Source organism: Gemmatimonadota bacterium (assembly GCA_016719105.1).
In the GTDB taxonomy this organism is placed as follows: Bacteria; Gemmatimonadota; Gemmatimonadetes; order Gemmatimonadales; family Gemmatimonadaceae; genus SCN-70-22.
This window is the reverse complement of record JADKAQ010000017.1, coordinates 75531-87853: the sequence shown is the minus strand read 5'-3', so window position 1 is coordinate 87853 and position 12323 is coordinate 75531. Positions and strand designations below refer to the sequence as shown.

Annotated in this window: 8 protein-coding genes; 2 read left to right on the top strand and 6 right to left on the bottom strand. The window is 70.4% G+C overall.

Annotation, left to right across the window (positions count from 1 at the left end; genetic code table 11):
- The first annotated feature begins 37 nt into the window (after positions 1 to 37).
- A complete protein-coding gene (locus tag IPN47_17565) occupies positions 38 to 1060 on the top strand; it encodes a hypothetical protein (GenBank protein ID MBK9409814.1) in 1023 nt (340 codons plus the stop codon).
- 57 nt (positions 1061 to 1117) lie between these two features.
- Here IPN47_17565 and IPN47_17560 read toward each other — a convergent pair whose 3' ends face one another.
- The 6 genes from IPN47_17560 to IPN47_17535 form a co-directional block, all read right to left on the bottom strand.
- Positions 1118 to 1834 (bottom strand): DUF3471 domain-containing protein, encoded by a 717-nt coding sequence (locus IPN47_17560; protein ID MBK9409813.1) that lies wholly within the window; start codon positions 1832 to 1834, stop codon positions 1118 to 1120.
- A 12-nt stretch (positions 1835 to 1846) separates the two neighbouring features.
- A complete protein-coding gene (locus tag IPN47_17555) occupies positions 1847 to 2662 on the bottom strand; it encodes a beta-lactamase family protein (protein MBK9409812.1) in 816 nt (271 codons plus the stop codon).
- A gap of 52 nt (positions 2663 to 2714) precedes the next feature.
- Positions 2715 to 5219, bottom strand: coding sequence for a GcvT family protein (locus IPN47_17550; protein ID MBK9409811.1), 2505 nt, complete (start codon positions 5217 to 5219; stop codon positions 2715 to 2717).
- 87 nt (positions 5220 to 5306) lie between these two features.
- The gene (locus IPN47_17545; protein MBK9409810.1) at positions 5307 to 6281 is read right to left on the bottom strand and encodes a serine/threonine protein kinase; all 975 of its coding nucleotides are present in this window, start codon (positions 6279 to 6281) and stop codon (positions 5307 to 5309) included.
- 506 nt (positions 6282 to 6787) lie between these two features.
- A complete protein-coding gene (locus IPN47_17540; GenBank protein MBK9409809.1) occupies positions 6788 to 8596 on the bottom strand; it encodes a hypothetical protein in 1809 nt (602 codons plus the stop codon).
- Between the two features lie 228 nt (positions 8597 to 8824).
- Positions 8825 to 10672 carry a serine/threonine protein kinase gene (locus IPN47_17535; GenBank protein MBK9409808.1) on the bottom strand — a complete coding sequence of 616 codons (1848 nt, stop codon included), beginning with the start codon at positions 10670 to 10672 and terminating at the stop codon, positions 8825 to 8827.
- A gap of 245 nt (positions 10673 to 10917) precedes the next feature.
- Here IPN47_17535 and IPN47_17530 point away from each other — a divergent pair, with 245 nt between their 5' ends.
- A complete protein-coding gene (locus tag IPN47_17530) occupies positions 10918 to 12183 on the top strand; it encodes a response regulator (GenBank protein ID MBK9409807.1) in 1266 nt (421 codons plus the stop codon).
- The last annotated feature ends 140 nt before the right edge of the window (positions 12184 to 12323 follow it).

Here is a 12323-nt window from a genome sequence, read left to right as displayed (position 1 = left end):
CTCGCGACATATTCCCCGCCTCCCCCTCATCCTCTCCATGAAGCTCGCCGTCATCACCGGGTGGATCCTCCTCGCCCTCGAAGGCCTGTTCGTCGCCGTACTCTTCGTCTCGAAGAACATGGGCGACGACGCTGCCGGGCGAGGGATGGCGCGCGGCTTCGCGGTCATCCTCGGCCCCATTCTCCTCGTCGCGGCCGCTCTCTTCATTTGGGGGCAACGCGGGGGGCCGCGCCCGGCCTTCTGGGCAGGATTCGGGATCATGGCGATCCCGCTGGTCTTCTTCCTCGTCACCTCGGCAAAGAAAACGCTGCGCGGCTTCGACCTCGCCGCCGGCAAGGCGTTGTACGGCAAGTTCAACGACCGCCGCCTCACGCGCCTCGCGCGCGCCATCGAGAAGAACGACACGGCCACGGTCCGCAGCATCATCGCCGAAGGCCCCATCGACTTCACCGCACGCAGCAAGCGCGGTCGCACCATCCTCGGCCGCGCCATCGAACACGCCTCGGGGGCGTACGACGCACCGGAAGCCGTGGCATCGGTGCGGATGCTCCTCGAGGCCGGAGGAAAGCCGCTCCCCAACCTCATCGAGCCGGAATTCTCCCAAGGCGACCTCGATGCGCACCTGCTGGTCGCCTACGTCTTCGGCGGCAACAGCCCCAACACGCTCCCCCTGCTCGACCTCGTGCTGGGGGCAGGGGCAGATCCCAACATGCGCAACTACGAGGGGCAGCCGCTGTACTTCTCCAGCTACCTCACCCTCCCCAAGCTCGAGATGCTGGCCAAGCACGGGGCCGACTTCACCGCGCTGGAGACCACGCGCGACGACCGCCGCGGATGGACGGGGGCGATGTATGCGGTGGAGATCCAGGAGTACGACGTGGCGCGCTTCCTGCTGGACCACGGGGTCGCCGCCGACCACGCGGGCGCGGACGGTTCCACGTTGCGCTCGCTCGTCGCGGCCAAGATCGCGGAGGGCGAGCAGGGCGAGCAGGGCTCCGCCTTCGAGACGCTGCGCGCGCGCCTTGGCGTGGCGGCCGACTCGGGGGCGACGGCTCGTTAGGTCCTGTCGTACGGGCGGCCCCCCGCGCCACCGGGCACCGCCACGCGGCGTGCGCGCCTAACGACCTCCGCCAGCAGGAGGGGCCGGCGTGCGGCGGAACTCCGCCACCCCTGCCATGTCGAGCTGGACCTCGTCGACCTTGCCCGCCCCGTTGATGCGGAAGGTGACCGGCACCGGCGGCAGGACCGGCGTGTCGAACCGCGCGCGGAAGGCGTCGTAATGGTAGTGCTCGAGCTCCGCGCGCCAGGTCGGGCCGAACGTCAGCTGCAACTTGCCGTTCGCTTCCGCAATCACCACGTCGCCGTAGAGCGAGTCGGTGTACGTCCCCGTGTACGACGCCAACGGCAGCGTGGGCGTGGTGTTGGCCACGCGCGCCTCGGCGCGGCCCTGCGCCGCCTGCGCCCGGGCCCGCGCCTGCTCCAACCGCTTGTAGCCCTCGCCGCTCCAGTCCTTCGCCGGCGCCTTGAGCTGGAGGTCGAAGAGCTTGAGCATCAGCGCGTTCGGCAACCCCGTCCCGTTCATGTTGGTGAGCAGGACGACGCCGAACTTCTCCTCGGGCATCATCGCGACCAGCGCCGTGAAGCCGTCGACGTTCCCCCCGTGATGCACGAGGACCTTTCCGCGATAGTCCTGCAGGAACCAGCCAAGCCCGTACGCCTGCAAGTGCGTGTCGGGATTGCTGGCCCGCGCCGCCGAGTCGGTGCGGATCACCGTGTGCGCCTGGTGCATCTCGTCAACCAGCCGCGCGGAGATGAGCCGCTGGGTGCCATACATCCCGCGCCCGAGCTACAGGCGCACCCACTGCGCCATGTCGACGACGTTGGAGTTGATCGACCCTGCCGGTCCGGCGTTGTCGATGTTGCGCCAGGGAATCGCACGCACGGTGTCGCGGATCTCGGCGTGCGGCTGCGCCACGTCGGCCGTCGACTCGAGGCCGCGGATCGTCGTGGTGCTCGCGGTCATGCCCAGCGGGGCGAAGATGCGCTCGCGCACGAAGTCGTCCCACGTCTTCCCCGACACCTTGGCCACCACCTGCCCAGCGGTGATGTACATGATGTTCTGGTAGCCGAACTGCGAGCGGAACGACCACGTCGGCTTGAGGTAGCGCACGCGGCGCACGATCTCGTCGCGGTCGAAGCCTGAGCCGTACCACGCCAGCTCCCCACGCGCCAGCCCGCTGCGGTGACTCAGCAGGTCGCGGACGGTGAGCTCGCGGGTGGCATACGGGTCGTACAGCTGGAAGCCCGGGAGGTACGTCGCGGGCGACGCATCGAGGGAGACCTTCTTCTCGTCGACGAGCATCGCGATCGATGCCGCCGTGAACGCCTTGGACGACGAGCCGATGGCGAAGATGGTCTGCGCATCCACGCGCTCGGGCTTGCCGACCGCGCGCACGCCGTACCCCTTCGCATAGATCAGCGAGTCGTTGCGCACGATCGCCAGGCCGATCCCCGGCACCTTCCAGGTCGCCAACGCCTGCTCGATGTAGCGGTCCATCCCGGGAAACGGCTCCCGCCCCTGCGCCGTGAGCGGCACAGGTGCAAGTGCCAGCACCGCCAGGGACAGCGCGCCAATGCCGCGCATCGCGCTGATCGGAATCATCGGACCAGAGCCTCTGTGGGACGGGTGAGTGTCAGATGCCACGTCGAATCGCCTACGCCTTGATGCGCGCCATCGCCGGATCGTACAACGGCGCGAGCGACGCCACCGCCGGATAGCGGCGCCCTGCAATCTCCACATCCCAGCGTCCGGCGTCGAGCCATGCCTGGTCGATGGTGGCGTCGGCGCGTTCGATCATCGCCAGGCCGACGGCGCCGCCCAGCGTGTGGCCGTACGACGCGGCGCGCACGTATCCCATCTCCACGCCGTCGCGCCGCACCACCTCGGCGTGAAAGAGGAGCGGCTCCGGATCCTTCACCAGGATCTGCACCAGCTGCTTGCGAATGCCGGCTGCCTTCTTGGCGAGCACGGCGTCCTTCCCCAGGAAGCCGCCAGGCTTGCGCAGGTTGAGCGCGAAGCCGAGCCCTACCTCGAGCGGGGAATCGGTGTTGTCGATGTCGTGCCCGTAGTCGCGATAGCCCTTCTCCATGCGCAGCGACGCGAGCGCCTTGAGGCCGGCGTGCCGCAACCCGAGGTCACGCCCCGCCTCGACCAGCAGGTCGTACACGTGCACCGCCTGTTCGGCCGGGATGTACAGCTCGTACCCCAACTCGCCGAGGTAGGTGATGCGCACCAGCAGCACGCGCGCAAAGCCGATGTCGATGTCGCGGGCCGCGCGGAAGGGGAAGGCCGCGTTGGAGAGATCGGCACTCGTCAGGCGCTGCAGCAGCTCACGCGAACGCGGCCCCTGGACGTTGATCTGCGCGTAGGCGCTCGTCACGTCGGTGGCGATGCAGTGCGCATCGTCGGGGGTATGGCGGCGGATCCAGGTGAGCACGTGGCGGTGTGCCGTATCGGAGGCAATCACCATGTAGGCCTGCTCGCCGGACGTGCCCGCGAACCCCGGCTCGAGCTTGGTGACGGTGAGGTCGGCCTCCAGCGTCCCGCCTTCGTTGAGCCACTGCGTGTACGTCGTGCGCCCGCTCGCCCCATCCACGTCGTTGGCCGAGATCCAGTTGAGCACGCGCCCGGCATCGCGTCCCTGCACGAGGAACTTGGCCATGAACGACATGTCCATCAGGATGACGCCGGTGCGGCAGGCGTCGTGTTCCGCCTTCCAGTTGTCCCAGGAGCGGGGACGGCCGAAGGTGAGCGGCTCGGGCTCCGGGGGGCGTCCATCCGCCGTGTACCAGTCGGCCCCTTCCCATCCGCTCACGTCCTTGAACCAGGCACCGCGCGCCGCGAGTCGATCGTGGATCGCCGCGCGCTTGGCCCCGCGTGCCGTCGTCATCGACCGGTTGGGGTAGTGCGTCTGGTACACGAGCCCTAACGACTCGACGGTGCGCGTGCGCCGATACTCGGGGTTGGCCTGATAGCGATGCAACCGGTCGAGGTGGAAGCCGGTCATGTCGCAGTCGGGGCGTCCGTTGAGCATCCAGTGCGCCATCGCGCGCCCCACCCCACCGCCGGTGAGGATGCCGATGGAGTTCAGTCCGGCGGCGACGAAGTAGTTCCTGAGCTCGGGGGCCTCCCCCAGGCACGGCTTGAGGTCGGGGGTGAACGACTCCGGGCCGCAGAAGAGCTTGCGCACGCCGGTGGTGAGCGAGATCGGGACGCGCTGCATCGCTGTCTCGATGTAGCCCCCCACACGCTCCCAATCGGGCGCGATCTCGCCGAAGGCGAAGTCGGTCGGCATCCCCTCGATCCGCCATGGTGCACAGACGGGTTCGAAGAGGCCGATCATCAACCCGCCCCCTTCCTCGCGGAAGTAGCCGTACGAGGCGGGGTCCTCGAGCACCGGCCACGACTTGGAGACCCCCTCGATCTCCTCGGTGAGCAGGTAGTAGTGCTCGGCGGCCTGCAGCGGGACGTTGACGCCAGCCTGCACCCCGAGTTCGCGCCCCCACGCGCCACCGCAGTTGATCACCATCTCGCAGGTGATGTCGCCGGCCGACGTGCGCACGCCGGTCACCGCCCCGTTGGCGGAGAGGAGCCCCGTCGCTTCCACGCCTTCGAGGAGCGTCGCCCCCTGCATTCGCGCCCCGGCGGCGAGCGCCATCGTCACGTCGACCGGATTGACGCGGCCGTCCTCCTTCACGTAGAAGCCGGCCAGGATGTCGTCGGTGCGGGCCACGGGAAAGAGTGATTGCACCTCACGGGCCGAGATCTCCTGGACGTCGATGCCGCAATAGCGGTTGAAGGTGGAGACGCGCCGGTACTCCTCCAGGCGCCCCGCATCGATGGCGCACTCGATGAAGCCCACGGGCTTGAAGCCGGTCGAGAGGCCGGTCTCCGCCTCGAGGCGGGCGTAGAGGTCGCGGGTGTACTTCCGGAATTCGGTCGACGTCTCGGAGGTGGAGCCGAACGTCACCATGAGCCCGGCGGAGTGCCACGTGGTGCCGGCGGTGAGCTGGTGCCGCTCGAGGAGGACGACGTCGCGGCACCCCATGTGCGCGAGGTGATAGGCCACCGAACAGCCGATCACGCCGCCGCCGATGACGACGACGCGGGCGTGCGAAGGAACGGAGCCGACCGGGGCGGTCGCGGGGGAAGCGGACATGAACGAGGCACGTGATGGTGGAAAAGCACGTCACGCGCCCCCCCGGTGCGGGAGGGCGAGCGTGACCAACGCGGGTGGGGGAGCCGCTCAGCGCGTGCGCTGCAGCAGGAACCACCCGGCTGCTGCAATGGATGCGCACAACAGCGCCACCGCAAGCCAGCCCCCGCGCTTGCGCGAGGGGCGGGTGTCCGTCGCCAACTCCGCGGTCGTCATGAGCCCCACGGGGGTCGCCTGTGGTCGCGCCGAGTTGTCCAGGGCGACGAGGAGATCGGCCGCCGACAGGGGGCGCTTGTCCGGTTCCTTCGCCAGGCATCGCATCACCACGCGCGCCAGCGCCGCGGGGAGCGAGGGGTTGCCCCGACCGATCGGCGCCGGCGCGTGGAGACGGTGCGCGTCCCGGAGGGCCTGCGGCGTGGTGTGCCGCGCAAAAGGGTGTGCGCCGGTGACGAGCTCGTAGGCCATCACCCCCCAGGCGTACAGGTCGGCGCGCGAGTCGCCGACCGCCCCCGCGACCTGCTCGGGGGCGAGATAGGCAGGGCTCCCTAACGACTGGCGCGGCATCAGGCGCGACCCGACCATCGCCGGCACGATGCCAAGGTCGGTGAGCATCGTCGTGCCACCAGCCACCAGGACGCGTTCGGGGCGCAGGTCGCCGTGGACGACGCCTTGCGCATGCGCGTAGACCATCGCGGTGGCCACATCGCGCAGCACGTGCATCGACTCGGACAGGGAGACCGGCGTCCCCGTCGCCATCCGTTCGCGCAGCGTCGGCGCGTCGATGAACGGCATCGTGTAGTAGAGCACCCCCGCGTGTTCGCCGGCGGAGGAGACGGGGACGATGTTCCGGTGCTGCAGGCGCCCGAGGCGCTTCACCTCGCGGAGGAATCGCTCGATCGAGGAGCGCGTGCTCCCTTCGGCGTCGACCCGGCGCAGGACGACCTGTCGCCCCCCCGCGAGGTCGTTCGCCACGAACGAGCGGGTGGAATCGCTGGTGTACAGCTCGCGCTCGAGGGCGAACGCGCCATCCAGCGCGCGCTGCAAGTGCGTACGTAGCTCGCTCACGGTCTCATCCCCTCACTCCATCCCAGCCCCATTGCCACGTTCCCCCTGACCCCACCGTTCACGCACGCGCGTTGCCGATCGCACAACCGCCAGCCGCGCCATGCTCCCGCGCCTTGCTGCACCAACACACCGTTAGCACGTCCCGCACCTGCCCGAATCCTGACCGCGCAACGGCGCCGGGCGACGCCCGTGCCAGCGCGTAGAGGTCAGGATGCCTTGGACACCACGTCGCGACCGAACGGCCGTACAGCGCGGCTCGAACACGGCGGGGCGAATACGGAGATCGGTGCACAGGCCGCGAGGCCGCACGGTATCGATCCGTGGCCTCGGTCTGCCTGCAGCGGGCGAGCGGTCCATGCGGGAAGCTGCAACAACAACACCCCTAAAAAGGGCGTGGCAGCGCCTCCGGCGCAAGCTCTTGGCCCGGAGAGCCCCAAACGGACGGGTGCAGAGACGCGCTGGCCTTGCGCCCCGCGCCGGGGGGGGCCTGCCGTGGGGCGGGCTGCCTAACGCTGAATCCCGTCCCCCCGGGAAAAGAACCCCGGGAGCGACACGGGGGTCGTCCCGGTGATGCGCGCGCGCCCGCCAATCGCGTCGGCAGCGGCGCGCTCCAGCGCGTCTCCCACGCCATAGGTGACCAGGTAGCTCCCCACCGCCGGAAGCTGCCGCAGGAGGTACGGATTCCCGAAGGCCACGAAGACCAGCCGTTGCTCGGCCGCGGCGGAGTCGGCCCTGGCCACCCCGGCCATCCACTCGGCAATGTGCGCGGGGATGGCGGGGCGCCCTTCGCCTTCGATGCGTCGCACGTAGGCGGCGAGCACGACGCGCTCCGCCCCCGCAATCGCCGGCGCGAGGGCATCGAGTTGCGACGCCGCCGTGGACGGCGACAGCTTCACGACGCGCAGCGACGGATTGCCGCTGCGCAGCGACGCGGCGAAGGCCCGTCCCGCCCGCAGCTCGGTTTCGGGCATGTACTGGATGAGCAGGGTGCGCTTGCCCGCGCTCGGGACCAGGGCGCCGCGGTCGCGCAGGAGGGTGACGGCGCGACGGGCGATGTCGTGGGCAGCGGCGCGGTGGGCGGGGGCCCCGACGATGCGGCGCAACGAGTCCAACGAGACGAAGCGGTTGAACGCCACGCCCGCACGCGCCTTGAGCTCGAGCACTCGCCGAACCGACGCGTCGATCCGCTCCCGCGACAGCTCGCCGCGCTCCACGGCCGCCACGATCGCGTCGATGGCCCCGGTGGGATCGCTCGGCTTGAGGAGGATGTCGGCCCCGGCCTTGATGGCCAGGACGGTGCTCTCGGCGACGCCGTACCCCTTGCCGACGCCATCCATCGTGAGCGCATCGGTGATGGCGACGCCACGGAAGCCTAACGAATCGCGCAGGAGCCCGGTCATGATGCGCGGGGCAAGCGTCGCCGGCGTGGTGGAGTCACCCTCGAGCGCGGGGAGGGCGATGTGCGCCGACATGACGAGCGCCGCCCCGGCGTCGATCGCGGCACGGAAGGGGACGAGCTCCACCTGGCGAAAGCGCGCCCAGTCCGCCGAGACCACGGGGAGCCCGGCGTGCGAATCGACGTCGGTGTCGCCATGCCCGGGGAAGTGCTTGGCGGTGGCCATGGTCCCCGCCGCCTGCGACCCTTGCACGAACAGCGCCGACAGGCGCGCCACGCGCGCGGCATCTTCGCCGAACGAGCGCGTGTTGATGACCGGGTTCTGCGGGTTGTTGTTGACGTCGACGGTGGGGGCAAAGTTCACGTGGATCCCCACGGCGCGTGCCTCACGCCCGATGATCTGCCCGACGTCGTACGCATCCTGGTCGCGCCCCGTGGCCGCAATCGCCATGGCCGTCGGAAAGACGGTCGCCCCGCCGGATTCCATGAGGTAGTGCGAGAAGACCGCCCCCTCCAGCCTGCCTAACGCCGGTTCGAGGTCCGACGACGCGAGCAGCGGCACCCGGGCCAGCTTCTGGAAGGCCTCGAGCTTGGCCGCCACTTCGATGGGCGTCCCCAACGACATGCTCACCCCGCCGATGCCGTCGTTCACGATCCAGCGCCGCACCTCGGCGAAGGTCGAGTCGTCGGCGTTGGTGTAGTCGCCGAGGACCCAGACCATGACCATCTGCCCAGCGCGCTCGCGCAAGGAAAGCGAGGCGAGCGTGCGATCGACCCAGGCGCGCTGCGCGGGGGAGAGCGCGGCGCCGGGAGCGAGCGCGCTGACGCCGGCCGCCGGTGCAGGGGTCAGCGTGGCCGGAGCCGGAGAGGCGCAGGCGACGACGAGGGCGGCGAGGCAGGCAGAGAGCGGGCGGAGCATGCGGACGTATGCGAAGGAAGTCGAACGGCAAACGACATGACGGGTGCCGCCACGGCCTCGCCCGGCGGCGCACCCGAGGCAACCTATGCGTCCGGCGAGCGGACAGGGAAGTGAGTAATCGGTGGGTCTACGCGCGCCGCCCCAGCCCGTGCGCGTGGTGCAAGCGCTGCAAGCGCTACGCGCACTGCCCGCGAAACTCGCGATACAGGCGCCATGCGCGCGGCGTGCCTAACGGCGCAGTCGTGGCGGCTCCCCCGCCGGGTCGCCGAAGGGATCGCCGAACGTCTGCGCCCGCGTGAACTCGAGCCCGATCTCATCGAGCGCCTTGCGCATTTCCTCGCGCGACTGACGGATCGCGTACTGGTAGAGCAGGCGATTGCCGAGCGCGCCGAGCGCCGCCCCGCCAGCGAGGAGGGGGAGCGCCGTCGGCAGCCCGAAGAGCGCCACGAGGATCGCCTTCTTGGCGAGGAGCGCTCCCGCCATGGCCCCAGTCAACCCGCCCCCGGCCCCGAAGCCGAACGATTCCCACAGGGCGCCGGCGCGCCCCTCGGGAGGCTCGATGGTGAGCGTCACTTCACAGCGAGACGAGTCACCGCCGACCGGCGCGAGCTGCGCACGCAGCGTCTTGACCCACATCTGGTAGCGCGTCCACGACCACAGGTAGTTGCCGTACGCCACCCCCGTCCCCGAAGCGGTGTACCCCTCCATCCCCTGGATGTCGAAGACGAGCACCCCACCATGCAACGCGTGGCCGCCGATCGTCTCGCGCAGGCGCAGCCCTGCCGGGGCGCGCTGCAGCGCCATCCCCATGGCGGCCAGCACGCGACGCGGCGAATGGTCGAAGACGCGCGAATTGGAGATGGTCCGCGGCGTGCGACCCAGCGTAGCACGCACGATCGCCGACGGTTCGGCGGACCGCGCCACCATCCCCTGCCCTGCCCCGGTGTCGGCCCGCAGCTCGGCGAGGGCGAGTGAGACAAACTGCCGAGAGATTCCGGCTTCTTCGGCGGCCGCCTGCACGGCCGTGACGCGGAAGCCGCCGGACGGCTCGCGCCCGGCGCCATCGCGCCCGTCGGTGCGGGCCAGCGCCACCTGCTCGCGCGTGCGTGACTCGAGCCGCGACGCCGCCTCGGCTTGCAGCTGCGCGGCGCGCCGCCAGACGAGGTTGGCTTCGCTCTCGGTGAGCACCGGTTGCGACGGGGATGCCGCATCGCTGGTGGCGACGTCCTGCAGCGCCCGCACGAGCAGCTCGGCCAGCGCCTCGCCGGTCGGCGGGCGCGCGCTGGGATCTCGCTCCAGGCAGCGATCGATGACCTTCGCGATCGGCGCGGCCACCGTGGGAGCCACACTGCGCAGTGACGGGGCGTCGCGCGTGGCGCGCTGCACCAGGATTGCCGCCGACTGCTGATGGTCGAACGGGAGCCGCCCGCTGAGCAGGAGGAAGCCGACGGTGCCCAACGAATAGAGGTCGCTGCGCCCGTCGAGCGCATCGCCCGCCCCCTGCTCGGGACTCATGAAGTGGACCGAGCCCATGACGTGCCCGGTCTGCGTGAGGCGCGACGCCTCCGGCGCCTGTGCGATCCCGAAGTCGGTGACGACCAACCGATCGGTCCCGCGTTCGAGCAGGAGGTTGTCCGGCTTCACGTCGCGATGGACGACGCCGCGGGCGTGCGCGTAGGCGAGGGCCCAGGCCGCGTCCCGCAGCAGTCGCACCGCCGCATCGGCCGGGAGCGGCCCCAGCGCCTTGACTCGTTCGCCGAGCGATTCCCCGTCGACGAAGGCCATGGCGAAGTAGGCCCACCCCGCCGCTTCGTCGGCCGAGTAGACGGGGACGATGTTGGGATGGGAGAGCTGCGCGGCGGTGCGTGCCTCGCGCAGAAATCGCTCGCGGACCGTGGGGTCGGAGGCGAGCGCCGGGGGGAGGACCTTGAGGGCGACCGGGCGGTCGAGGCGGTCGTCGCGCGCGAGGAAGACGACCCCCATCCCGCCACGCCCCAACTCCCGGACGATGGTGTAATCCCCGGCCAAGGCGTTCACGAGGCCGGGGAACTCACGTTCGGTGTTCAGGTCAGCCATGGGCACGCTTGGTGTACGGAGAGAGGGGACGCTTTGTGCCAAACCGCCGGCGTCACGACCACGCACCGAAATGCTGCTTTTGTACTCATCTTGCTCGCCCCTCACGCCCCGGGGCTTGCCACCACCGCTAAGCGACGGCAGGTTTGCGGCCCCTCCCCAACGCCTCTCCTGCTACCGCGTTGAACCCGCCTCCCAACTCTCCCACGGGCGCCTCGCCCATTCTAACGGCGACCGAGGCGCCCCGCTTGGCGGCCACCATCGGTCCGATCGCGACCTGGGTCTGCCTTGGCACCTTCCTCCTGACGACCTTCGTCATGCAGGTGGTGCTGCGCCTCCCGCTCGTGCCGCTGGGCGTCACCAACGTGGTCGGTGCCGTGACGTGCCTCGTGTCGCTGTGGCTCATGCGCGCCGGGCACCCGACTGCGGGCACGCGACTGACCCTCGTGGCGGTGGTGATCGACACGGTGCTGGACATGTTCCTGGGCCCCGCCGCGTTCGATCCGGCGATGGTCTTCGTCCCCAACGTCGTCGTCGGGACGTGCTTGCTGCTGGGAACGCGCGAGGCGGTCGTCGTTGCGGTGATCTACCTGGTCGCGATCCCGGCGTCGGTCCCGTGGCCGGCGGTGCTCGCCGGCCGCGTCGACGCGACCTCACTCGCCGGCGTGATCATGACCGAGTTCGCCTGCGTCGGGGCCACGATGCTCGTGATCGTCGCTCGGCACGCCATGCTGGAGTTGACCCAGCAGGCGCAAACGCTGGCCGCGCGCCTCGGCGTGCTGGTCGAGCGTGCACCTGACGGGATCGTCCTCATGGACGAGGACGGGACGGTGCGGCACGCCAATCCCGCCGCCGAGCGGTGCCTGGCCCCGCACGTAGTCCGCCCCGGCGTGTCGTTCCCCGCGCTGCTGTCGCAGTACGACGGGGCTCCAGCGGATGCTGCCTACATTCACGGTGCCTGCGACCAGCTGCTGCGGGCCTACGTGCGCGACTCGGGGCGCGACCTCGCGCTCACCGCTGCGCGGGTGGAACTCCCGGGAAGCGACCGATACCTCGAACTGATCGTGCGCGACGTCTCGCCCCGCAACCGCGAGGGACGCGGGGGGCGCGTGACGCCCGCGTCGCCGGCGCCGGCGCCGGCCCCGCATCGCGTGCTGGTGGTGGACGACGACGCCGCGGTGCGCGAGATGATCGTGCGGCAACTCACCCGACTGGGATGGAGCGCCACCCCCTGCGCCACCGGACTCGAGGCTCTGCGGCAGCTGGGCGCGCGGCCAGGCGATTTCGACGTCCTGCTGACCGACGTCCGCATGCCATCGCTGGACGGCCCCGAGCTGGCGCGTCGCGTGCGGGCGCTCGTCCCCTCGCTCCCCATCGTGCTCATGTCGGGCGAAACGGCGGGGCTCACGCGTGATCTGGTGCTCACCGGGCGTCCCTGGCTCTTTCTCGAGAAGCCATTCGACGGCGAGCAGATGCGCGACGTCCTGGAGAGCGCGATCGCCGCGCAGCGCTAGCCGGCCGAGACGGGAGCGCCCGGCAAGGCCACGAGCGGCCGGAGGTGCAACGAACGCAGGACGAACGAGCGCTCGGGTGAACGTGCCGTGGGCCGATGGTCGCCCGGCCGTGCGTCCCTGAGTAGCATACGCGGGAATTC